This window comes from Pseudomonas sp. ITEM 17296 (genome assembly GCF_028895205.1).
In the GTDB taxonomy this organism is placed as follows: Bacteria; Pseudomonadota; Gammaproteobacteria; order Pseudomonadales; family Pseudomonadaceae; genus Aquipseudomonas; species Aquipseudomonas kermanshahensis.
In genome coordinates this window covers 14,727-38,267 of sequence record NZ_WJRS01000013.1, presented here as the reverse complement: position 1 = coordinate 38,267, position 23,541 = coordinate 14,727, and the positions used below count along the sequence as shown (strand labels likewise).

20 protein-coding genes and 1 pseudogene are annotated in these 23,541 nt (G+C 60.9%); 6 read left to right on the top strand and 15 right to left on the bottom strand.

Annotation, left to right across the window (positions count from 1 at the left end; translation table 11 throughout):
- The first annotated feature begins 235 nt into the window (after nucleotides 1-235).
- Both GIB19_RS15805 and GIB19_RS15800 read left to right on the top strand, forming a co-directional pair.
- Nucleotides 236-1,150: an RHS repeat-associated core domain-containing protein gene (locus GIB19_RS15805; RefSeq protein WP_274887152.1), complete on the top strand. Its 915-nt coding sequence runs from the start codon at nucleotides 236-238 to the stop codon at nucleotides 1,148-1,150.
- 311 nt (nucleotides 1,151-1,461) lie between these two features.
- On the top strand, nucleotides 1,462-2,394 hold the full coding sequence (locus tag GIB19_RS15800) for an RHS repeat-associated core domain-containing protein (protein ID WP_099428120.1): 933 nt from the start codon (nucleotides 1,462-1,464) through the stop codon (nucleotides 2,392-2,394).
- Here GIB19_RS15800 and GIB19_RS28470 read toward each other — a convergent pair.
- The 8 genes from GIB19_RS28470 to GIB19_RS15760 form a co-directional block, all read right to left on the bottom strand.
- Entirely contained in the window at nucleotides 2,374-2,508 is a 135-nt protein-coding gene (locus GIB19_RS28470; RefSeq protein WP_446731388.1) for a hypothetical protein, read from the bottom strand. The genes GIB19_RS15800 and GIB19_RS28470 overlap by 21 nt on opposite strands.
- A 176-nt stretch (nucleotides 2,509-2,684) precedes the next feature.
- A complete protein-coding gene (gene fdhA, locus GIB19_RS15790; RefSeq protein WP_027594311.1) occupies nucleotides 2,685-3,884 on the bottom strand; it encodes a formaldehyde dehydrogenase, glutathione-independent in 1,200 nt (399 codons plus the stop codon).
- A gap of 277 nt (nucleotides 3,885-4,161) precedes the next feature.
- On the bottom strand, nucleotides 4,162-5,019 hold the full coding sequence (gene purU, locus GIB19_RS15785) for a formyltetrahydrofolate deformylase (protein ID WP_099428119.1): 858 nt from the start codon (nucleotides 5,017-5,019) through the stop codon (nucleotides 4,162-4,164).
- A gap of 12 nt (nucleotides 5,020-5,031) precedes the next feature.
- Complete coding sequence (locus GIB19_RS15780; RefSeq protein WP_027594309.1) at nucleotides 5,032-5,664, bottom strand: sarcosine oxidase subunit gamma; 633 nt, start codon at nucleotides 5,662-5,664, stop codon at nucleotides 5,032-5,034.
- A gap of 141 nt (nucleotides 5,665-5,805) precedes the next feature.
- Complete coding sequence (locus tag GIB19_RS15775) at nucleotides 5,806-8,823, bottom strand: sarcosine oxidase subunit alpha (protein WP_027594308.1); 3,018 nt, start codon at nucleotides 8,821-8,823, stop codon at nucleotides 5,806-5,808.
- Nucleotides 8,820-9,155, bottom strand: a complete 336-nt coding sequence (locus tag GIB19_RS15770) for a sarcosine oxidase subunit delta (protein WP_027594307.1) — start codon at nucleotides 9,153-9,155, stop codon at nucleotides 8,820-8,822. Before GIB19_RS15770 ends, GIB19_RS15775 begins: the two co-directional genes overlap by 4 nt.
- Before the next feature lie 14 nt (nucleotides 9,156-9,169).
- On the bottom strand, nucleotides 9,170-10,420 hold the full coding sequence (locus GIB19_RS15765) for a sarcosine oxidase subunit beta family protein (protein WP_008089646.1): 1,251 nt from the start codon (nucleotides 10,418-10,420) through the stop codon (nucleotides 9,170-9,172).
- A gap of 15 nt (nucleotides 10,421-10,435) precedes the next feature.
- Complete coding sequence (locus tag GIB19_RS15760) at nucleotides 10,436-11,689, bottom strand: serine hydroxymethyltransferase (protein WP_274887145.1); 1,254 nt, start codon at nucleotides 11,687-11,689, stop codon at nucleotides 10,436-10,438.
- Between the two features lie 340 nt (nucleotides 11,690-12,029).
- Between GIB19_RS15760 and GIB19_RS15755 the strand changes: the two genes are divergently transcribed.
- The gene (locus GIB19_RS15755) at nucleotides 12,030-13,070 is read left to right on the top strand and encodes a threonine aldolase family protein (protein ID WP_027594305.1); all 1,041 of its coding nucleotides are present in this window, start codon (nucleotides 12,030-12,032) and stop codon (nucleotides 13,068-13,070) included.
- Between the two features lie 116 nt (nucleotides 13,071-13,186).
- Here GIB19_RS15755 and GIB19_RS28465 read toward each other — a convergent pair whose 3' ends face one another.
- The 4 genes and pseudogenes from GIB19_RS28465 to GIB19_RS15740 all read right to left on the bottom strand — a co-directional run bounded on the left by GIB19_RS28465 (nucleotide 13,187) and on the right by GIB19_RS15740 (nucleotide 15,845).
- A complete protein-coding gene (locus GIB19_RS28465; protein WP_446731389.1) occupies nucleotides 13,187-13,915 on the bottom strand; it encodes a methyl-accepting chemotaxis protein in 729 nt (242 codons plus the stop codon).
- 135 nt (nucleotides 13,916-14,050) lie between these two features.
- A pseudogene (locus GIB19_RS28460) lies at nucleotides 14,051-15,079 on the bottom strand (HAMP domain-containing protein); the annotation flags it as partial.
- Between the two features lie 236 nt (nucleotides 15,080-15,315).
- The gene (locus tag GIB19_RS15745; protein WP_027594303.1) at nucleotides 15,316-15,618 is read right to left on the bottom strand and encodes a cell division protein ZapA; all 303 of its coding nucleotides are present in this window, start codon (nucleotides 15,616-15,618) and stop codon (nucleotides 15,316-15,318) included.
- The gene (locus tag GIB19_RS15740) at nucleotides 15,615-15,845 is read right to left on the bottom strand and encodes a hypothetical protein (RefSeq protein WP_099428116.1); all 231 of its coding nucleotides are present in this window, start codon (nucleotides 15,843-15,845) and stop codon (nucleotides 15,615-15,617) included. The genes GIB19_RS15745 and GIB19_RS15740 overlap by 4 nt, the downstream gene beginning before the upstream one ends.
- Nucleotides 15,846-16,123: 278 nt before the next feature.
- On the opposite strand from GIB19_RS15740, the gene GIB19_RS15735 reads away from it, so the two are divergent.
- Together GIB19_RS15735 and GIB19_RS15730 are read left to right on the top strand one after the other, a co-directional pair.
- The gene (locus tag GIB19_RS15735; RefSeq protein ID WP_099428115.1) at nucleotides 16,124-17,749 is read left to right on the top strand and encodes a methyl-accepting chemotaxis protein; all 1,626 of its coding nucleotides are present in this window, start codon (nucleotides 16,124-16,126) and stop codon (nucleotides 17,747-17,749) included.
- Nucleotides 17,750-17,949: 200 nt separating this feature from the next.
- The gene (locus GIB19_RS15730) at nucleotides 17,950-18,405 is read left to right on the top strand and encodes an REP-associated tyrosine transposase (protein WP_274887141.1); all 456 of its coding nucleotides are present in this window, start codon (nucleotides 17,950-17,952) and stop codon (nucleotides 18,403-18,405) included.
- A 136-nt stretch (nucleotides 18,406-18,541) separates the two neighbouring features.
- Here GIB19_RS15730 and gbcB read toward each other — a convergent pair whose 3' ends face one another.
- A complete protein-coding gene (gene gbcB / locus GIB19_RS15725) occupies nucleotides 18,542-19,642 on the bottom strand; it encodes a glycine-betaine demethylase subunit GbcB (protein WP_027594300.1) in 1,101 nt (366 codons plus the stop codon).
- Between the two features lie 295 nt (nucleotides 19,643-19,937).
- On the opposite strand from gbcB, the gene gbcA reads away from it, so the two are divergent.
- A complete protein-coding gene (gbcA, locus tag GIB19_RS15720) occupies nucleotides 19,938-21,230 on the top strand; it encodes a glycine-betaine demethylase subunit GbcA (protein ID WP_027594299.1) in 1,293 nt (430 codons plus the stop codon).
- Nucleotides 21,231-21,384: 154 nt separating this feature from the next.
- On the opposite strand, the gene GIB19_RS15715 is transcribed toward gbcA, so the two are convergent.
- On the bottom strand, nucleotides 21,385-22,275 hold the full coding sequence (locus tag GIB19_RS15715) for an RHS repeat-associated core domain-containing protein (protein ID WP_099428113.1): 891 nt from the start codon (nucleotides 22,273-22,275) through the stop codon (nucleotides 21,385-21,387).
- A 493-nt stretch (nucleotides 22,276-22,768) separates the two neighbouring features.
- On the bottom strand, nucleotides 22,769-23,539 hold the full coding sequence (gene etfB / locus GIB19_RS15710) for an electron transfer flavoprotein subunit beta (RefSeq protein ID WP_027594297.1): 771 nt from the start codon (nucleotides 23,537-23,539) through the stop codon (nucleotides 22,769-22,771).
- Nucleotides 23,540-23,541 lie beyond the last annotated feature (2 nt).

Below are 23,541 nucleotides of genomic sequence, written 5' to 3'. Positions count from 1 at the left end.
CGTACCCTTGTGTGCGGGCTTGCCCGCGAAGGGCCGCGCAGCGGCCCCGCTAACTGACAGGCCCAACCCTCACTGTCAATCCGCACCCTCTCATTCCGAAACCATACACCTAGCTCCCAGCCTGGTGGTAATCGCTCGACCCAAGCACCTATCATTTTTGCTAGTTGTTAAACCAATAACGCATAGCTACATTTATCAAAGCATTACATTTCTCACCAATTATTATGGATATCCCATGAAACGCGAAGGCACTGTCCATTACTTCTACCAAAGCGGCAAGCTCTCCAGCGTACAGCAAGGTGGCCAGATATCCAGGAGCATACAAACTCCTGACATTCCACTTGCACAACGAAATACCGATACACTATTGGGTACTGGACTGTTGGCAGTAGAAAATGGCGGTTCGGTGCTCAGGTTGCATGCCCCCCAAAAAACAGAAGTCCATGCATTCACTGCTTACGGTTACGATCTAACTCTCCCCTCGTCAAGCACTGTCTTAGGTTTTAATGCAGAACGGCTCGACACAGGGTCTGAAAGCTATGTACTGGGCAATGGCTATCGGGTGTTTAGTCCCATACTGATGCGATTTTTATCTCCTGATTCGCTAAGCCCCTTCGATGACGGAGGCATTAACGGATATGCCTATTGCGCTGGAGACCCAATTAATCATTTAGACCCCTCAGGTCATGTCCAAGGGGGAAAAAACGGTTCGGCAGTCCCTGCCCCCCAAAAAGAAGTAACCTTCGCACCTTTGCCGCCAGAACGTAGGTCTGAGCTAGATATATTAAAACAAAAACGCGCCAAGCTGACGCCGTATGAACCTCGCCTGAGAGAAGATCAAAACAAGGTTTTGAATTATTCATACCACAAGCCAGGCAATCTTAAAAAACTGGATGACCTTTTACAAAATGCCCGAGTTAAAAATGAAATAGCAGCGAGCGGTCACCGGAACTCTGACGCTGCGTTCAAGCAAATCGTCGACGCACAACAAGCTGAAAGCGCTGTAAAACACTTTTACAACGTAAATCCAGGAGTTCAGAACATGTACGAACTCAATAACGCCAACCTAAAACTTGATCTAAAAATTTCATCTCTAGATAGAAAAATAAACAGTTTGGAGAATAAAGTTACTTTCATGAGAAATCAGTAACACATAGATTCGGCGATGCTGACCACAAAAACCCTTCGACGGTCTGGGTCCCGCTGGCGTGGAAACTATGCGATTCAACCCAGTTCAAGACGAAGCGGAAGCTCAGCGTGCCGATCTGATGCCGAGCTGGGGATGATGCACTGAGTCATGGGTTGGCAGGGCTGGTCTCTTCGAGGGCAAACCCCACAGGTTATGAGGCAGTGCTGGGGAAGCTGTAGAACTGTTATTTCTGCCAGTATCGAAATTCTTGCGGCTGTTCAGAATGGGCGTCAGGCACACCCCATACATCCAGAGCAGCAGAGACCTGAATCATGAGCAAAGCATCGAACCGTTCGCTTTTCTTCTACCAGGGCGACAAGCCGATCACCGTCAACCAAGGCGACCACCACCGCGCCATTTTTCGTAGAGCGGATATCCCACTGGGCGAGCAGCAAGCGGGCGACAAGCCGGGCAGCTGGCTAATGGCTGCCGACAATAAAAGCTCTGTCCTCAGAGTGCAAGGCAAAGCCGAGGAAGAGGAGCATAGATATTCTGTATATGGCCATGACCCTTCGTTGCCCTCAGCAATTACCCTAGCGGGATTCAACGGCGAACGCCTAGAGGCGTTCAACCACTGTCAAATGCTAGGCAACGGCTACCGGCCGTATAGCCCAGCGCTGATGCGCTTTATCGCGCCTGATAATCTGAGCCCTTTTGGAAAAGGTGCACCGAATGCGTATGCCTATTGTCAAGGTGATCCAGTCAATTTCTGCGACCCATCAGGCCACGTCAAATCAATCATCAGAAACATAGAAAAGCTCCCCTCTATTCAAATCGAGATTGATCACCCAAGAAAGCCATCAGAGCCATCAGAGCCATCAGTTAATCTGCTAGAAAAACCCGGAAACACCAGAAATTATAAGCTGGAACCAAAAACACACAATTCGACATTCCACCGTGAAACGCTGTATATCCTCGAAGCAGGAGAAACCAAAGTACATATTTCGCAGTCCAATTTATCCGAGTACTTGGCCAATGACATCGAACTCAGGCAACTGACCGCGCCTCTGAGTGCCAATGGGCATAATCCGCCATTATCTCCTAGCGTGAGTAAATACCTCAGCACGGAAATAAAGAGCCGAATGAAACGAAACGACTTCATCGTTAAATTAGGTGAAAGTCTTCTCGCTAAAGCCGAAGATCCCACAATTGAAGGTCTATACATTCGTGGAAGCTACAGAAGTTCAAGGGGCATGACGCCTTAATAAGGCGTACCCCGCAGCAGCGGTAAAGAGTTGGGCCTTCTGGTTCATCAGCTCAAGCTGCTGCTCAAGCTCTTTGATCCGCTCTTCTGGAGTGAGCATTTTCGGGTCAGACATCGCGCAGCTCTTCTCGTCTCGGATCGGGGCCGCTTGCTCCAATCCTGGCGACCGTGCTTACGCAACCATACCAGAACCGTTGACCGACCCTGGATTCCATACCGTACCTGGGCCTGCTTGTAGGTTGTTGTCTAGAAAAAAGCCCCTCATTCGAGGGGCTTTTAGCTCAACTTAAATTACGCCGCGCCCCACATCTTGTGCGGGTCGATCACAAACTTCTTCGGCACACCCGCATCGAACTCGCCATACCCTTCCGGCGCCTGGTCGAGGTTGATCACCTGCACACCAACCACCTCAGCAATGTTGATACGGTCCCACATGATCGCCTGCATCAGCTGGCGGTTGTACTTCATGGTCGGGGTCTGGCCGGTGTGGAAGCTGTGCGATTTTGCCCAACCCAGGCCAAAGCGGATGCTCAGGGCGCCGATCTTGGCAGCGGCATCGGAGGCGCCCGGGTCTTCAGTCACGTACAGGCCCGGGATACCGATGCTGCCGGCAACGCGGGTAACCTGCATCAGCGAGTTCAGCACGGTGGCCGGGGCCTCATGCTTGGCACCCTCGTGGCCATGGCCGCGGGCCTCGAAGCCAACGGCATCGACGGCGCAGTCCACTTCCGGCTCACCGAGAATGTCGATGATCTGCTCGTGCAGCGGGGTGTCCTTGGACAGGTCGACCACTTCGAAGCCCTGCGACTTGGCGTGCGCCAAGCGGGCCTGGTTGAGGTCACCGACGATCACGCAGGCAGCGCCCAGCAGGCGTGCCGAGGCAGCAGCGGCCAGGCCAACCGGGCCGGCGCCCGCGACGTAAACGGTGCTGCCTGGGCCTACGCCCGCCGTCACGGCGCCGTGGTAGCCAGTCGGCAGAATGTCGGACAGGCAGGTCAGGTCACGGATTTTTTCCATGGCCTTGTCGCGGTCCGGCAGTTTCAGCAGGTTGAAGTCAGCGTACGGCACCAGCACGTACTCGGCCTGGCCACCGGTCCAGTCGCCCATGTCGACATAGCCGTAGGCACCGCCGGCGCGTGCCGGGTTTACAGTGAGGCAGACGCCGGTGTGCATTTCTTTGCAGGAGCGGCAGCGGCCGCAGGCGACGTTGAACGGTACAGACACCAGGTCGCCTTTTTTCAGGCGTTCGACATCACGCCCCAACTCGACGATTTCACCGGTGATTTCGTGGCCAAGAACCAGGCCGACCTGGGCAGTGGTGCGGCCGCGGACCATGTGCTGGTCGGAGCCGCAGATGTTGGTGGAGACCACCTTGAGAATGACGCCGTGTTCAATCTTCTTGCCGCGCGGGTCCTGCATTTTCGGGTAGTCGATCTTCTGCACCTCGACCTTGCCGGCGCCGAGATACACCACTCCACGATTGCCAGACATGCTCTTACCTCGCTTGATTTTTATTTATGCAGCGTTGGTTGAAGCGCCGCCATCCATGGGCGGCATGTGTTACTGGGATGAGGGGAATTGTGGGCCTGATGAGGCGAGTTGCGCAGACTGAAAACGACAGGGGGATGCCTTTTTACGGCAGGGGATAATGTGTTGGGCCATTCGCGGGTAAACCCGCTCCCACAGGTACAGCGCCGCATTCGAAAGCGGCGGTGCACCTGTAGGAGCTGGCTTGCCTGCGATGGGCTGCAAAGCAGCCCCAAAATAGTCAGAGAACGACAGTCCGGTTGGCGTTAAGAAACACCCGCCGCTCAATGTGATACCCCACAGCGCGCGCCAGGGTCAGGCATTCGATATCCCGCCCCTTGGCAATCAGGTCTTCCGGGTAATGGCTGTGGTCCACCACCTCGACCCCCTGGGCAATGATCGGCCCTTCATCGAGGTCGTTGTTGATGTAGTGCGCGGTCGCGCCCACCATCTTCACGCCCTTGTTGTAGGCCTGGTGATAAGGCTTGGCGCCTTTGAACCCCGGCAACAACGAGTGGTGAATGTTGATCGCCCAGCCGTCCAGGCGCCGGCACAGCTCGGGCGACAGCACCTGCATGTAGCGGGCAAGGATGACCAGTTCCGCGCCAGTCTCCTCGATCACCTGCAGCACCTTGCGCTCTTGCCCCGCCTTGTCGTTGGGGTCGAGTGCAAAGTGGTAGTAAGGAATTTTGTGCCAATGCGCCAGCGGTTCGAGGTCTGGGTGGTTGGACACCACTGCGACCACGTCCATGCCCAGTTGGCCAATACGCTGGCGGTACAACAGGTCGTTCAGGCAGTGGTCGGCCTTGGACACCATGATCACCACCTTGGGGCGGTGATTAGGCGCGGTCAGCTCGAAGGCCATGCCGAACGCTTCGCTACGTTCCGCGAGGCCGGCACGAAAGCCCACCTCGTCAAAATCGTCCGGCTGGCGGAATTCGACGCGAATGAAGAAACGCCCCGACTGCCGGTCATCGAAGGAGTGGTGCTCCGTGACGTAGCAGCGCTGCTCGTAGAGGAAACGCGTCACCACGTCGACGGTACCGAGCATGCTCGGGCAGTCGGCGGTGAGAATCCAGGTATCCGGTGCCCGACTCATGTGCGGCTCTCCTTAGGCTTCGATGCTCAGGCCGTATTCGGCCGAAGCGTCCTGCAGCCACAGCCACCAGTAATCGGCGAAGCTGCGGCGAATCACCAGTTCCCAGGTGTCTTCGGCGGTGCGGCGGATCACCAGTTGCGACTTGGCGAACACCGTACCGACGGCCTTGCCCACCGGAAAGTTGTTTGGGTGAACATCATAGCTGGTGGACTTCATCAGCACTTCGCGCACGTGCGGGCCGCGCAGTTCCAGCAGGCTCTGCCCGCCGCTGACGTTAACCACCTGGATGTGCAGGCCGTCGAGGGCCGCGCGCAGTTTTTGCTCGATGGCAAACTCCTGGCCGCCCGGGACGATCAGCAGCCACTCGTCGGGGCCCATCCACTGCAGCGACATGTCGCTGTTGGCAACCACGGTCAGGGCCACCGGCAGCTCCAGGCCCAGGGCCTTGTGCACGCCTGCGGCGAAGGCCGGGTCATGGCCGTCGCCACGCAGGGTCAGGTGGCCGAGGAATTTTTTCTCACGCAGGGTCACGCCTGCGTTCTTGCGGCCCTTGCCAACCAGGCTGGCCAGGTCGGCATGGTGCAGCGGCGACTGGGCCTTGGCGTCGGCGCCGGGGTTTTGCTGGAAGACGTTGATAGCGCTCATTTCTTACCTGCCTTGAATTCTGTAGTTCCGAGCAACGCCGAACCTGTGGGAGCGGGTTCACCCGCGAAGAGGCCAGTGAGGCCAACATCGCATTCGCGGGTAAACCCGCTCCCACAGGGTTCGACGCCACCATCCGGGGCCTTAAACGTTCTGCCGCTCACCCTTCGGATCGAAGAACACCGAAGACACGATTTCCGCCTCGATCACGCTGCCGTCAGCCTGCGGCGAGTACACCCGCTCGCCCATGCGCTTGAGGCCGCCTTTGACCACACCCATGGCGAACGAATACCCCAGGGAGTTGGCCGCGTAGCTGGAGGTGACGTGGCCAACCATGTCCATCGGGATCGGTTGCTTGGGGTCGAACACCAGTTGCGCGCCTTCTGGCAGCCACTGGGTCGGGTCCACCGGCTTGAGGCCGACCAGCTGCTTGCGGTTGTCGCGCAAGCAGTCTTCGCGGTTCATGCCACGCAGGCCGATCCACGAGAATGGCTTGTTGCGGCCGACGCACCAGCTCATGTTCAGGTCGTCTGGGTTCATCGAGCCGTCAGTGTCCTGGCCGACGATGATGAAGCCCTTCTCGGCACGCAGCACGTGCATGGTCTCGGTGCCATAGGGGGTCAGGTTGTATTGCTTGCCCGCCTCGATGATCTTTTCCAGCACGCCCATGGCGTAGTTGGCCTGCACGTTCACTTCGTACGACAGCTCACCGGTGAACGAGATGCGGAACACACGGGCCGGTACGCCGGCGACGGTGCCTTCCTTCCAGGTCATGAACGGGAAGGCGTCCTTGTCCAGGTCGATGTCGTCGGTCAGCGCGCTCAGCAGCTTGCGGCTGTTGGGGCCGGACAGGGTCATGGTCGCCCAGTGGTCGGTGACCGAGGTGAAGTACACCTTCATCTCTGGCCATTCGGTCTGGTGGTACAGCTCCAGCCACTGCAGCACGCGTGCGGCGCCGCCGGTGGTGGTGGTCATGTAGAAGTGGTTGTCGCCAACGCAGGCGGTCACGCCGTCGTCGAAGACCATGCCGTCTTCTTTGCACATCAGGCCGTAGCGGGCCTTGCCCACGTCGAGCTTGGTCCAGGCGTTGCTGTAGATGCGGTTGAGGAACTCACGTGCGTCCGGGCCCTGGATGTCGATCTTGCCCAGGGTCGAGGCGTCGAGCAGGCCGACGCTGTCACGCACGGCCTTGCACTCGCGGGCCACGGCGGCGTGGATGTCTTCACCGGCTTTGGGGAAGTACCACGGGCGTTTCCACTGGCCAACGTCTTCGAACTCGGCGCCGTTCTTCACGTGCCAGCCATGCAGGGCGGTGAAGCGTACAGGTTCGAACAGGTGGCCACAGTGACGGCCCGCTACCGCACCGAAGGTGACCGGCGTGTAGTTGGGGCGGAACATGGTGGTGCCCATTTCCGGGATGGTGATGCCGATCGAACGGGCGGCGATGGCCAGGCCGTTGATGTTGCCGAGTTTGCCCTGGTCGGTACCGAAGCCCAGCGCGGTGTAGCGCTTGACGTGTTCGACCGACTCGAAGCCTTCGCGGGTGGCCAGCTCGATACCGGCAGCGGTCACGTCGTTCTGTTGGTCGACGAACTGCTTAGGCCCTTTGCTGCCCTTGTCGTGCGGCACCTGGAACAGCGCCACGGTGGCCTCTTCCTTGCGTGCCACGGTTTTCGGCAAGGTGCCGGTGGTGGCCTTGAAGCCGGCTTCGGTGGCTGCGCGAACGCCGCCTTCAAAGCCGTCGGCAATCACGTCGCCGAGGGCGTAGACACCATGGATACCGCCGACACAAACGCGTTTTTGCGGTGCATCGCCCGGCACGAAGCCGAGGATGTCATCGCGCCAGACCGGGCGACCGCCCAAGTGCGACGCCAGGTGGACGATCGGGCTGTAACCGCCGGAGCTGGCGATCAGGTCGCACTCAAGGGTTTCGCCTGGGCTGGTGACTTTGTGGGCCTGCACGTCGATGGCGGCCACGCGGGCGCCGGTCACGTGCTTGCTGCCTTTGGCCTCGACCACGGCGCTGGAAGTGAGGATACGGATGCCTTTTGCACGCGCTTCTTCAACCAGCGAGCCGCGTGGGTTGTGGCGGGCGTCGGCGATGGCGACCACTTGCAGGCCAGCGTCGTGCCAGTCCAGCGCGGCGCGGTAGGCGTGGTCGTTGTTGGTCGACAGCACCAGCTTGCGGCCCGGGGCCACGCCGTAGCGGCGTACGTAGGTGGACACAGCGCCAGCCAGCATGTTGCCCGGGACGTCGTTGTTGCCGTACACCAGCGGGCGCTCGTGGGCGCCAGCGGCCAGTACCACACGGCCGGCACGCACACGGTGCACGCGGTGACGCACCTGGCCAATCGGGGCGCGGTCGCCGAGGTGGTCGGTGAGGCGCTCGTGGATGGTCAGGAAGTTGTGGTCGTGGTAGCCGTTGACCGTGGCGCGGGGCAGCAGGGTCACTTCCGGCAGGCTTTCCAGCTCTTTGACCACCGCATTGACCCAGTCAGCGGCAGGCTTGCCGTCGAGGGTTTCGCGGGTGTCGAGCAGGCTGCCGCCGAACTCTTCCTGTTCATCGGCGAGGATCACGCGGGCGCCACTGCGGGCAGCAGCCAGGGCGGCGGCCAGGCCAGCAGGGCCGGCACCGACGATCAGCACGTCGCAGTGCTGGTTCATGTAGTCGTAGCTGTCCGGGTCGTTCTGCAGCGGTGCACGGCCAAGGCCGGCCGCTTTACGGATGTACTTCTCGTACGTCATCCAGAACGATTTCGGGTACATGAAGGTTTTGTAGTAGAAGCCCGGCGGCATCATGCTGCCGCCCACCTTGCCAAGGATGCCCATGACGTCGTTGTTGACGTTCGGCCAGCCGTTGGTGCTGGTGGCGACCAGGCCGGCGTACAGCGCCTGCTGGGTGGCACGCACGTTAGGGATCTGGGTGGCTTCGCTGGAGCCGATCTGCAGGATGGCGTTCGGCTCTTCGGTACCGGCGGCGATGATGCCGCGCGGGCGCGAGTACTTGAAGCTGCGGCCGACGATGTCGACGCCGTTGGCCAGCAGCGCAGCGGCCAGGCTGTCACCGGCATAACCCTGGTAGGTCTTGCCGTTGAAGGTGAAGTTCAGGACCTTGCTGCGATCGATACGGCCGCCGCTGGCGAGGCGATAGGTCTGGCTCATACTTTTTCCCCTTGGCCTTTGACGGTCGACGGTGCGCTGTTTTGCTTGCCGTTGGCGGTCACCTGCGGCTTCTCGCCAATCTTGTAGGTTTCCAGAATCTCGTAGGTCACGGTGTCGCGGGTGACATTGAAGTACTGACGGCAGCCGGCAACGTGGTCCCACAGTTCGTGGTGAATACCGCGCGGGTTATCGCGGAAGAACATGTAGGTGCCCCACTCCTCGTCGGAGCAGGCGGCAGGGTCCAGCGGGCGGGCGATGTGCGCCTGGCCAGAGGCGTGGAACTCTTCTTCGGAGCGCAGCTCGCCGCAGTGGGGACAGAAAATATGCAACATGACGGTGTCTCCGGTTAGTGGGCGACGGCGGCGGCGCCGTGTTCGTCGATCAGTGCGCCGTTGTAGAAACGGTCCATGGAGAACGGCGCGGCCAGTGGGTGCATCTCGCCTTTGGCCAGGCTGGCAGCGAAGACGTTGCCCGAACCCGGGGTCGCCTTGAAGCCACCGGTACCCCAACCGCAGTTGAAGAACATGTTCTTGACCGGGGTTTTGGAGATGATCGGGCAGGCGTCCGGCGAGGTGTCGACGATGCCGCCCCATTGGCGGTTCATGCGCACGCGCGAGAGGTTGGGGAACATCTCGACGATCGCTTGCAGGGTGTGCTCGATCACCGGGTACGAACCACGCTGGCCGTAGCCGACCCAACCGTCGATACCGGCGCCGATCACCAGGTCGCCCTTGTCGGACTGGCTGATGTAGCCGTGCACGGCGTTGGACATGATCACGCTGTCGATGATTGGCTTGATCGGCTCGGACACCAGGGCTTGCAGCGGGTGCGATTCCAGCGGCAGGCGGAAGCCGGCCAGTTTGGCCATGTGCCCGGAGTTACCCGCGGTGACCACGCCGACACGCTTGGCGCCGATGAAGCCTTTATTGGTTTCGACACCGATGACCGCGCCGTTTTCCTTGCGGAAACCGATCACTTCGGTCTGCTGGATCAGGTCCACGCCCAGGGCGTCGGCGGCACGGGCGTAACCCCAGGCCACGGCGTCGTGACGGGCAACGCCACCACGGCGCTGAACGGTCGCGCCGAGGATCGGGTAACGGGTGTTCTTCGAGCAGTCCAGGTACGGGATTTCGGCCGCGACCTGGGCGGTGTTCAGCAGTTCGCCATCGACGCCGTTGAGGCGGTTGGCGCTGACGCGGCGCTCGGAGTCACGAATGTCCTGCAAGGTGTGGCACAGGTTGTAGACACCGCGCTGGGAGAACATCACGTTGTAGTTGATGTCCTGGGACAGGCCCTCCCACAGCTTCATGGCGTGCTCGTACAACTGCGCCGATTCGTCCCACAGGTAGTTGGAACGCACGATGGTGGTGTTACGGGCGGTGTTGCCGCCGCCCAGGTAACCCTTCTCAATCACTGCGACGTTGGTGATGCCGTGTTCCTTGGCCAGGTAGTAGGCCGTGGCCAGGCCATGGCCGCCACCGCCAACGATGACCACGTCGTAGACCTTTTTAGGGGTCGGCGTGCGCCACATGCGCTGCCAGTTTTCGTGGTGGCTGAGGGAGTGTTTGAAGAGGCCGAAGCCCGAGTAGCGTTGCATGGTCGTTTACTCCACTCAGCGGTAAACAGGGAAGTCTGCGCACAGCGCCGCGACGTTCTTCGCCACATCGGCTTCGACGTCAGCGTCACCGAGGTTGTCGAGGATGTCGCAAATCCAGCCGGCCAGGGCCACACACTGAGCGACCTTGAAGCCGCGGGTGGTGACGGCCGGGGTGCCGATGCGCAGGCCCGAGGTGACGAACGGCGACTGCGGGTCGTTCGGTACGGCGTTCTTGTTGACGGTGATGTGCGCGCGGCCCAGGGCGGCGTCGGCATCTTTACCGGTGAGGCCCTGACGGATCAGGCTGACCAGGAACAGGTGGTTGTCAGTGCCGCCGGAAACCACGTCGTAGCCGCGGTCGATGAACACTTGGGCCATGGCCTGGGCGTTTTCGATGACTTGTTGCTGGTAGGCCTTGAAGCCTGGCTCCAGCGCTTCCTTGAAGCACACGGCCTTGGCGGCGATGACGTGCATCAGCGGGCCGCCCTGGGCGCCGGGGAACACGGCAGCGTTGAGCTTCTTCTCGATCTCTTCGTTGGACTTGGCCAGGATCAGGCCGCCACGTGGGCCGCGCAGGGTCTTGTGGGTGGTGGTGGTGACCACGTCGGCGAACGGGATCGGGTTCGGGTACAGGCCCGCAGCAACCAGGCCGGCAACGTGGGCCATGTCGACGAACAGCAGCGCACCGACCTTGTCGGCGATGGCACGGAAGCGTGGGAAGTCGAGGGTCTTGGAGTAGGCCGAGAAGCCGGCGACGATCATTTTCGGCTTGTGCTCGACCGCCAGGCGCTCGACTTCGTCGTAGTCGATCAGGCCGGTCTTGGTGTCGATGCCGTATTGAACCGCGTTGTACAGCTTGCCCGAGGACGACACTTTAGCGCCGTGGGTCAGGTGGCCGCCGTGGGCCAGGCTCATGCCCAGGATGGTGTCACCGGCCTGCAGCAGGGCCAGGTACACCGCGCCGTTGGCGGAAGAGCCGGAGTGCGGCTGGACGTTGGCGTAGTCGGCACCGAACAGCTGCTTGGCGCGCTCGATGGCCAGCACCTCGACCTTGTCCACGTGCTCGCAGCCACCGTAGTAGCGCTTGCCTGGGTAGCCTTCGGCGTATTTGTTGGTCAGGCCGCTGCCTTGGGCCTGCATGACGCGCTGGCTGGTGTAGTTCTCCGAGGCGATCAGCTCGATGTGATCTTCCTGGCGCTGTTCTTCGGCATTCATCGCCGCCAGCAGTGCGTCGTCGTAACCCTGGATCTGGTCTTGCTTGCTGAACATCTTGTTGTCTCCCGGCAGCGATCGTTTCTTGTCTGTAGAGCACTGTGGCCCTTTGTGGCGATGGTATGACTGGCCGGGGTGGGTCAGATGCCTGCGCACGCCTTGCAATGGCGCGTTTACGACATTCGCTGATTTGCTGTTTGTGCCGGCCCTTTCGCGGGTGAACCCGCTCCCACAGGTACGGCGGTGCTTGAAGCCTTTGGGTATCCCTGTGGGAGCGGGTTTACCCGCGAAGAGGCCGGCACGGACAACGGATAAATCGATGGTTGGGCTGCTTGTATAGGCAACTGCTGAATCGATGGTTTAGAGTGCTGTTCTGCGTCGTTCACAGGACCGTGTCATGACAGATAAGAGCCAACAATTCGCCAGCGACAACTATTCCGGCATCTGCCCCGAAGCCTGGGCCGCCATGGCCAAGGCCAACATGGGCCACGAACGCGCCTATGGCGACGACCAGTGGACCGAGCGTGCCGCCGAGTACTTCCGCAACTTGTTCGAAACCGACTGCGAAGTGTTTTTCGCCTTCAACGGCACCGCCGCCAACTCCCTGGCCCTGGCCTCGCTGTGCCAGAGCTACCACAGCGTGATCTGCTCCGAGACCGCCCACGTAGAAACCGACGAATGCGGCGCGCCGGAGTTTTTCTCCAACGGTTCCAAGCTGCTCACCGCGCCCAGCATCAACGGCAAGCTGACGCCTGAGTCGATCCGTGAAGTGGCGTTGAAGCGCCAGGACATCCACTACCCCAAGCCACGTGTGGTAACACTCACCCAAGCCACCGAAGTGGGCACCGTGTACCGCCCAGACGAGCTCAAGGCGATCAGCGCCACCTGCAAGGAACTGGGCCTTAACCTGCACATGGACGGGGCGCGTTTCACCAATGCCTGCGCGTTCCTCGGTTGCAGCCCGGCGGAGCTGACCTGGAAGGCCGGCGTCGATGTGCTGTGTTTTGGCGGTACCAAGAACGGCATGGCGGTGGGCGAGGCGATCCTGTTCTTCAATCGCCAGCTGGCCGAAGACTTCGACTACCGCTGCAAGCAGGCCGGGCAGTTGGCGTCGAAGATGCGCTTCTTGTCTGCGCCCTGGGTCGGGCTGTTGGAAGATGGCGCCTGGCTGCGCCACGGCACGCACGCCAACCACTGCGCGCAGCTGCTGGCGTCGCTGGTGAGCGACCTGCCGGGGGTGGAGCTGATGTTCCCGGTGGAGGCCAACGGGGTGTTTCTGCAAATGCCTGAGCACGCGATTGAAGCGCTGCGGGGCAAGGGCTGGCGGTTCTATACCTTTATTGGCAGTGGCGGGGCGCGGTTCATGTGCTCCTGGGATACTGAAGAAGACCGGGTGCGTGAGCTGGCGGCGGATATCCGCGCGATCATCACTGCCTGATAGATCGCATTCGCGGGGCAAGCCCGCTCCCACAGGTCCTGCACAGTTTCAGCATCTGTGAGGACCCTGTGGGAGCGGGCTTGCCCCGCGAATGCGATGGCAGCAGCTCCAACAATCTAAAGCCTGAACCCACCCATCTGCCGCGCCAAATCATCAGCCAACCCACGCAACGCCTGGCACTCCGCCCGGCACCCCTGCACCTCCGCCGCGGTCTCCCTGGCAAGGTCGGAAATCCCCTGTACCGTCCGGTTGATCTCCTCCGTCACCGCTGACTGCTCTTCAGTCGCTGTCGCCACCTGATGGTTCATGTCGCTGATGTGCTCGACCTTGTCGGTAATCGCCCCCAACGAGGCACCGGTGCGCTGGCTCGATTCAACGCCGCTACCCGTCGCCTGCTGCCCTGCCTGCATCGACGTCACCGCCGAGCCTGCGCCCTGCTTCAAGCGCTGGATCATCTGCTGCACTTCATCGGTAGACAGCTGCGTGCGCCGCGCCAGGGTACGCACCTCATCGGCGACCACGGCAAAGCCACGCCCCATCTCCCCTGCCCGCGCCGCCTCAATCGCAGCGTTCAGCGCCAAGAGGTTGGTTTGTTCGGAAATACTGCGGATCACCGCCAATACTTCATCGATCGAGGCGACTTCGTCGGCCAACTGTGCGACCGCATCCGCCGCCTTGCCGATGTCGCCGGACATGCCTTCAATACCTTGGATCGAGCGCCGCACCACGTCACGCGCCTGCAAGGCTTCGTCGCGCGCCGATTGTGACGCTTCAGCGGCATTGCCGGCATTGCGGGCGATGTCCTGCACGGTCAGGCCCATCTCATGCACGGCGGTGGCGACCATTTCGGTCATTTCCTGCTGGCGACCGGAGCGCTCGGCTGTGTTGTCCACCACCTGGGTCACCTGTTCGACGGCCAGGTGCAGGCGTTCAGTCGTGCGCAGCACCTCGCCGATCAACCCGCGCTGGCTGTCGAGGAAGCGGTTGAAGCCACGGGCCAAGTCACCCAGTTCGTCCTGGCGCGAATCATCCAGGCGGTGGCTGAGGTCTCCCGCGCCGCTGCCGATCTGCACCAGTGCGGCCGTGACGCGGCGGATCGGCCGTACCAAGCCGCGCGCCAGCACCACCACCAGCAGCAACGACAACAGCGCCACGCCACCACCGATCAAGGTGGTGAGCCAGACTGCCTGATGCATCTGCGCGTAGATCTCGGCCTCAGGCACTTCGGCGACCAAGGTCCAGTTCAGGTCGCGCAGTGGCAAGCCTAATGCCAGGTAGCCTTCGCCATCACGCTGGAAGCGGCTGGTACGCAGGCCCTGGTCGCCACTCATCACCGCTTTCGCGGCCTGTGCGTCTAGCTGGTCGACAAGCTGGCGCTTGCCGCTGAAGGCGCTGTCCGGGTGCACCTGGATCAGCCCATCGTTGCGTACCAAAAATACCTTGCCGTGCTCGCCAAAGCTGAAATCGTGGATCAGCTTCGACAACTCGGTCATGCGCAAGCCCATACCCGCCACGCCGACCAGCTTGCCGTCTTTTTCCACGCGATAGTCGATGAACAGCGCCAACTCGCCTGTGGCACCGTCGATGTCGATGTTGATCAGGCGCTCGGCGCCGCTGTCGATGTACCCGTAGAACCACGTGTCCTTCGGGTTAGCCCGGCTGAGTGTGCGGTCCAGCCCCTTCTCATTGTAGTAGTGGCCGGTTTCGGTGGAGGCGAACAGCGTGGTAAAGGCGTTGTTGCGCTGCTTGGCAGCCTCAAGGTATTCAATAAAGCGTGAGGTTTGAGCGGGGTCTTCGCCCTCGGCAAGCCAATCGCGCAGCAGGGTATTGCCGGCTATGTCGGCGGCCGCCACCAGCGGCTGGCCGAGCATGCGCTCGATATCGTTGCGGATTGCTTCGACACTGGCTGGCAGCGCTGTGTCGACCAGGTAGCGTTCGGTCAGGCGGTTGAGCGCCACCGTGAAAATGATCACCACCACCAGGATGCTCGCCAGCAGGGCTGCGCCCATGCTTGCGATCAATTGCCACTGGATACTTTGCCGCCAGATACGCATGCCCGTGCTCCCCGCCAATTATTGTTTTGGGGGAAGTGTATACACTTACGTATCCAGTTATTCCAGTGATCTGGGACATTGTAAGAGCAGCCTTGTGCTGCGAAGAGGCCGGTGACAGCAGCGGAAATCACTGCGTTTTCACCGGCCTCTTCGCAGCACAAGGCTGCTCCTACAAGGGGTCGCGGAGTGCTTTATTGTTCGGCGATAGTCCGAACGATCGCGTCCACCGTGGCGTCGATCTGCGCCTGGGTACGCGCCAGCGTCTGCTGGTGCTCTTTTTGCAGCTCAACCTGCTTGGAACACAGGTTCAGGGCCGCCAGCACCAGCAGCTTGTCACCGATCAGGGTCGGGTACGAACGCTTGGTCTCGGCCAGGGCGGTGTTCAGCATCCGCACCGCCTGGGCCAGGGTTTCTTCCTGGCCTTCGGGCGCCTTGATCGAATAGTCGCTGCCAAGGATCGACACGACATTGACCGGCTGCGCTTGCAGACTCATGCGTTGACGACACCCGCATTGGCGCGGTCAACCAGCGCCTGGATGCGCGCGGCGGTGGCGCCGTTCTTCTCTTCCTGCTCCATCAGCGACAGCTGCAGGGTCTCGTTTTCTTCCTTGGCCTGGGCCAGTTGCTGACCGAGGGCGGTGTTCTGCTCGGTGAGTTGAGCGTTTTTCTGCATCAGGTCGCTGACCAGTTGCTCGATTTGATTCAGGGAGGCTTCCAGCATGGGGTCTATCTCAGGTTGTTGCAAAGGCCGCACACGATAAAGAAAAGCGTGAGTCCTCGCCATTAAATATCGGATTCTTAAGGTTTCTAACCCGCAGATTGACAGGGTAAGCGCCCGCTTGTTCCGACCTGGATCAACCGCCGGTCAGGAAAAGGTTAGCGCGCTCACAATTTTCACCGGTCTCGCTCAAGACTGACCAGTCACGACCGATAGCCAGGCAAGTCATATTTCGTCGCCGTCCCCTGCGACCTCTTCCCCTTGCCTGGATTACGCCCCTCATGTCCCTACGCAACATGAATATCGCCCCGCGCGCGCTGCTCGGCTTCGCGCTGATCGGCCTGTTGATGCTCGGCCTCGGCATCTTCTCGCTGATGCAGATGGGCAACATCCGCCAGGCCGGCGTTGCCATCGAAAGCATCAGCGTGCCTAGCATCAAGACGCTGGACGAACTTACTGCGCTGAACCTGCGCATGCGCACCCTTTCCTATCGCCTGCTGCTCAACCGCGACCCAGAGACGCAGCGCGACACCCTCAACCTGCTGGACCAACGCAACACCCAGATCGACCAGGCGCGCCGTGCCTACGAGCCCATGATTGGCGCACGCGACGAGCAAGCGGCTTACGATCAATACAGCCAACTGCTCAATCAGTACCGCCAGCTGGAGGCGCGCATGCGCAGCCTGAGCCAGGCGGACCGCACCGACGAATTGCGCGACCTGCTCAACCGCGACCTGCTGGCCAACTCCGAGCAGATCAACAAGGTCATGGACACCTTGGTGCGCATCAACACCGACCAGACCCGCGCCACCAATGAAACGGCTGCCAGCCAGTACGCCTCTGCCTTCGCCCTGGTGATTGGCCTGTTGATCGCAGCCACGGTGCTGACCCTGCTGTGCGCCTTCCTGCTGACCCGCAGTATCGTCAAACCGATTGAAGAGGCGCTCAAATGCGCCGAGCAGGTGGCAGACGGCGACCTCACCCACGTCATCCGTGCCGAAGGCACCGACGAAGCCGCGCGCCTGCTACGCGCCATGGGCCGCATGCAGGAGAAACTGCGCGACACCCTGCAATTGATTGCCGGTTCGGCGACCCAACTGGCCTCTGCGGCGGAAGAGCTCAACAGCGTCACCGACGAAAGCGCCCGTGGCTTGCAGCAGCAGAACAACGAAATCGAGCAGGCCGCCACCGCAGTCACCGAGATGACCAGCGCCGTGGAAGAAGTGGCGCGCAATGCGGTCAGCACCTCGGAAGCCTCCGGTGAAGCCAGCCGTTCGGCCGGCGACGGGCGCGACCTGGTACTGGAGACCGTCGGCGCCATCGAGCGCATGAGCGGTGATGTGCAGGCCACTGCCACGCTGATCACTCACCTGGCCGAGCAGTCGCGTGACATCGGCAAAGTGCTGGATGTGATTCGCGGCCTGGCCGACCAGACCAACCTGCTTGCACTCAACGCCGCAATCGAAGCGGCCCGTGCCGGTGAAGCAGGCCGAGGCTTTGCCGTGGTGGCGGATGAAGTGCGGGCATTGGCCCATCGTACCCAGCAGTCGACCAGCGAAATCGAGCGGATGATCGGCAGTATCCAGGGCGGGACCGAAGAGGCGGTGGAGTCGATGCGCACCAGCACCGAACGTGCCGCGTCGACCTTGAATATCGCCCGGGGTGCGGGCATGGCGCTGGATACCATTGCGGGTGCGGTGGCGCAGATCAACGAGCGTAACCTGGTGATTGCCAGCGCGGCGGAAGAGCAGGCCCAGGTGGCCCGCGAGGTGGACCGCAACTTGGTGAATATCAATGACCTGTCGGTGCAGAGCGCGACCGGGGCGCATCAGACCAGTGCGGCGAGTGCCGAGTTGTCACGGTTGGCGGTGGATTTGAATGGGCTGGTAGCGCGCTTCCGTACCTGACCTGCGGCCCCTTTCGCGGGGCAAGCCCGCTCCCACAGGTTATGCGCAAGCCTGAAGTACTCGGTGAACCTGTGGGAGCGGGCTTGCCCCGCGAAAGGGCCGGCACTGCCCTACCTCCAACATCCAGCAACCATTTCCAGTCTCAGGCCACTACCCGCTAACCTAGTGTTTCACCTGAATCTTATTTCAGGGAGCCTCACATGGACCGTGCCCAATCCTACCTACTGCGCCGTGGCCGTTTTTCTCAGCCGGGCGGGATATACCTGCTGACCACGGTCACTCTTGAACGCAAGCGGATCTTCACTCAACTGCAGTTTGCCCGAGGCGTGATCCAGCAACTGAGACAGGCCGAGCTCGATGGGCATTGCCAATCCTTGGCCTGGGTAGTAATGCCTGACCATGTGCATTGGCTGATCGAATTGCGAAGTGGCACGTTGTGCTGCCTGATGCGCAGGTTCAAGTCGCGCAGCAGTCATGCGCTTTATCAGCGGGGTATGCGTCGCGAAAAGATATGGCAGCCGGGCTATCAGGACCGGGCTTTGCGCCGGGAGGAGAGTGTACTGCAAATGGCGAGGTACATCGTTGCCAACCCCATAAGAGCAGGGCTTGTAGACCGTGCTGGCGATTATCCACATTGGGATGCTGTGTGGATCTGATGGCCCCTTCGCGGGGCAAGCCCGCTCCCACAAAATCACCGTAACCCTCAAGCCTGCGGTGAACCTGTGGGAGCGGCCTTGCCGAGGCGTCGGACCGGCCGCGAATGGGCCGCAAAGCGGCCCCAAAATCTGCAGATCAGTAATCGATCCGCACATCCCCTTTCGGCACACTGCAGCACGACAGGATGTACCCCTCGGCCTCGTCTTCCTCGGTAATGCCGCCGTTGTGTTCCATCTCCACCTCGCCACCCAGCTTGAGCACCTTGCATGTCCCGCAAATGCCCATGCCGCAAGCCTTGGGGATCATCAGCCCAACTTTCGCCGCCGCCGCATGCACGGTCTCGCCCGGGGCGATGCGGATGCTCTTCTCACTGCCAATGAACTCCACCAGGTTGAGGTCCGAAACATCCACTTCCGGTGCATCGGCGGCCTGCTCGGCATGCTCCACGGCATCGGCCTTGGCTTCTGCGGGCGTCGCGCCGAACGACTCTTCGTGGTAGTTCTTCATGTCGAAGCCGACGGCTTCTAGCATGCGTTTGACCGCGGTCATGTACGGCGTCGGGCCGCAACAGAACACCGTGCGCTCCATGTAGTCGGGCGCGATCAGTTCCATCAGGCGCTGGTTCAGGTACCCGCGGTAACCCGCCCACGGCTCGCCCAGCCCGTGCTTCTCGCAAATGATGTGCAGGCTGAAGTTGGGGATGCGCGAGGCCATCTGCTCCAGCTCGCGGTGGAAGATGATGTCTTTCGGCGAACGGGCACTGTGCACGAACACCATGTCGACATTGGCGTTGGTGTCGTAGAACCAACGCGCCATCGACATCACCGGGGTAATACCGACACCGCCCGAGAGGTACAGCACCTTGCCCGACGGGAAGTCGATGGCGTTGAACAACCCCACCGGCCCGTGCACGGGCAGTTCGGCGCCTTCGTGCATGGTGTCGTGCAGGTAGTTGGAGACATGCCCGCCCGGCACCCGCTTGACGGTGATCGAGAAGCTGTAAGGCACCGACGGCGAACTGGAGATGGTGTAGGAGCGCATCACCGGCTTGCCTTCGATCTCAAGCTCCAGGGTGACGAACTGCCCTGGCTTGAAGAAGAACATGATCGGTTGGTCGGCCATGAAGCAGAAGGTGCGCACGTCCCAGGTCTCCTGGATGACCTTGACGCAGCGCACGATGTGGCGGCCGTTGGCCCAGGTCTGGGTGGTGACCGGATTGAGGAAGGTATCGGACATGTTCATCTCCAGCAGCCGACTATTGGCCTTTTTATGGCGTCGATAATGCGCAAGCTGAAGGCGACGTACATTCCTGCCTGCGACATCGGCGTACTTATCGCGACCAGCCCCATGCTACAAGGGCTGTGGCGTCGTTATTCAAATCGGCCATGTCGCCCATGGATACGGTTCACGACGCCTTCGGACGCACACTCCACGGCAAAAGAACCTGCTGTTTTTTTAACGACAGCCTTGCGGCACCACAACAATGATTAGCCACCTTTTGCCGGCCGCACGCGGCCCCGAGGACCACACGATGGACGTCACCGCAACCCTGAGCCTGGGCGATCCACTGGAAGCAGCACGCAAGGCCACCGCCGAGATGCTGCAAACCCGCGAGCGCACCTACTCGCTGCCCCAGCCTTTCTACACCGACGAGCGTCTGTTCCAGATCGACATGCAGGAGATCTTCCACAAGGAGTGGCTGATCGCCGGCATGACTTGCGAGATTCCGGCCAAAGGCAACTTCATCACCCTGCAGATCGGCAAGAACCCGATCATCGTCATCCGTGGCGCCGAAGGTAAGGTGCATGCCTTCCACAACGTCTGCCGCCACCGCGGCTCGCGCTTGTGCACCAGCGACAAGGGCAAGGTGGCCAAGCTGGTCTGCCATTACCACCAGTGGACCTACGAGCTGGACGGCCGCCTGCTGTTCGCCGGCACCGAAATGGGCGCCGACTTCGACATGAAGGAATACGGCCTCAAGCCTGTGAACGTGAAGGTCGCGGGGGGTTACATCTTCATCAGCCTGGCAGAAAACCCGCCAGCCATCGACGAGTTCCTGGCCACTTTGGACCATTACATGGAACCGTACGACATGGAGAACACCAAGATCGCGGTGCAGACCCAGTTGCTAGAGAAGGCCAACTGGAAGCTGGTACTGGAAAACAACCGCGAGTGCTACCACTGCAGCGGCTCGCACCCCGAGCTGCTGAAGACCCTGCTTGAATGGGACGACACCAACGACCCGCGTGCCAGCCAGGAATTCAAGGACCACGTGGCCGCCTCTGCCGCTGCCTGGGACGCCGAGAAAATCCCGTACCTGCACAAGAGCCACGGCCTGCGTAACCGCATCGTGCGCATGCCGCTGCTCAAGGGCACCGTGTCGATGACCATGGACGGCAAGCAGGCCTGCCAGAAGCTGATGGGCCGCATCAAGAACCCGGACCTCGGCTCGATGCGCATCCTGCACCTGCCGCACTCGTGGAACCACTGCATGGGCGATCACATGATCGTCTTCACCGTGTGGCCGATCAGCGCCCAGGAGACCTTGGTCACCACCAAGTGGCTGGTGCACAAGGACGCGGTCGAAGGCGTCGACTACGACCCTGCGCAGATGCGCAAGGTGTGGGATGCCACCAACGACCAGGACCGCCGTCTGGCGGAAGAGAACCAGCGCGGGATCAACTCCACGGCGTACCAGCCAGGGCCGTACTCGAAGACTTATGAGTTTGGTGTGGTGAACTTCATCGACTGGTACAGCCAGCGGGTGCTGGAGAACCTGGGGGCGGAGCCAGCGCCGTATTTGAAGGAAGTGCAGGCGCAGTAAGTTGATACAAGCCCGGGTGGCAGCAAATGCGGCTGCCTGGGCGACCGTCGCGACGTTCGCCGCAGAAGGCCAGCGCACGACCACCTGAACGACGTGAGTCTGCATAGGGTGAACAAGCCCCGTTCAAGTGCTCATGCTCAGGCATTGACGATACTCACAACTCGTTATGCTGATTGAACGTCCCCTGCATCCTAACCTCGTTGTTCTTCTCGCCCGCGATCCACCATTTGAATCTCCGATGCATATCACGCGCGGCATTCCCTACTGCACTGGCTACGCTTGCAATCCCGCGTGCCACTGACCGCGCTGCGCCAACAATTAGATCGGCGTTTGTAGACTCATAGACGCCCCGCGCCAGAGCTTGGCCAGGTCTGCGCCCTGCGGCTCTAGACTGATTCACCCAGCGAATCGCTGCCCTAACTTCGTAGACCACAGTTGCCGAACCTACCAACACACCAGACACTAGGTTCGCGGTCGTAGCTTGTTGATTGAACATCGCTGCACGAGAGGGATCCATCATTGCGCGTGCCGTGAAGTAACGTGCGGCCAGCCCAGCACTGCCGCCTAGGGTCAATGCATTTGCTATGGCGCGATCAGTGAAGGCCTGCAAGCGGGTGAAGCCTTGAGCAGGAGGATTGGCATGGCGGTTGGCACTGAAGCTGACTCCCGCACCGATCGTTGCCGCGTTGCCAACCCCGAAGATTGCTTGCACCAACCAGTCCAGCGGACCTCTCCCTGATGGATCACTACGATTGACAGGATCACCGGCGCAATATGCATAGGCATTGAACCCGCCTAGGTCGAACGGGCTCAACTTATCCGGGCTCAGGAAACGCAGCAGGCCAGGACTGTATGACCTGTAGCCGTTGCCGAGTAAGTAGCATCCAGAAGTTGAGTCATGACGTTCGCCTGCGAAGGCGGTGAACGGCCCAGCACCGAGTAGAGCGTACCCATATGGCGTGTAAGCCCTCATTTTCGAGCTTGCGCCTGACCCCATCAAGGCAGATCGCTGCATATCCGTCATCAACAACTGGGCACGGTTCATAGGTCGACTCACGTCTCGACAGGCGTGACGACGACTTTAATACCGGCGGGCACTCTCAGAAACTGTCAAAAATGCCAGGTCAAACTGTTCCAAGGCGCTTCTGCATTTTCCAACACCTTATTCACAGGTTCATCCACAGTGACGCCGTGCAGAAGCTCGCTCTGCCAAGTAAAACTGTGGATAACGCCCAAGAACTTCTCTGTATGGCACTTATGCTCACTTTTTGATCAACCCAGCGTAAGCCCCGAGTTCCGCGCCTTGTAGCGAAGCGCAAACACTTTATCCACACCTTGGCGAACAGATTTCGTGGGTAAAATTCCTGCCCTGAATTGACCTTCCGGCATTCAACGTGGCCACCTAACCGGCCCTGTAGGAGCAGCCTTGTGCTGCGAAGAGGCCGGTGACAGCAGCGAAGATTCACTGTGCATTTACCGGCCTCTTCGCAGCACAAGGCTGCTCCTACAAAGTGCGCGCATGACGCACGGCAGATAACTCAGCGCAGGACCCCTTCCTCCACCAATAGCTTGAGGATTGCCTCGGCGCCTTCTTGCGGCGATACATCCTTGAGCACCTTGCCCCCGCCGCCACTGGCCTTGGCCGTGGCCGCTTTCATCCGGTCGGCGCCGCTCTTGGCCTTGATCACCTTCAATCGCTTGGGCCGTGGGCGGGCCGGTTGCAGCTCTGCCTCGGCCAGCAGGTCGTCTTCGACAATCGCCACGTTACGCGCTGCCAACACACCCCGCCGCGCCGGCCCGAACGCGCTCTGGCGTGGCTTGGGCGCGGCGTTATCCACAGTCGCCAACAACGGCAGGCGCACCTTCAGGCGACGCCGCTGCCCGCGTGGCAGTGCCTGCAGCACCTGGGCGGTGCCATTTTCAATCGACTCCACTTCCGCCAGGCCAACGATCAACGGCCAGCCCAGCTTCTCGGCCAGCAGGAACGGCAACATGCCCGAACCTTCGCCCGTTTCGGCCTGAGTCCCGGTCAGCACCAGCTGGGCGCCAGCGTCGCGCAGGTAGTCGCCAAGCACGCCCAACACATCCGCCCCGGCTGGCTGTTCCAGTACGTCCAGGTGCTCCAGACCCATGCCCAGATAGGCCCGCAGCGCCTCTTCCCGCGGGTCACCGGCATGCACCACCTGCAAGTTATCCCCAGCCAGCTGCAACCCCAGCTCCACCGCGCGGGCATCCTGCTCGGCGCGGCGCGCGCGGCCAGAGCTTGGGTGAGCACCGATGGAAACCAGGCTGATGACTTTCGTACTCATGC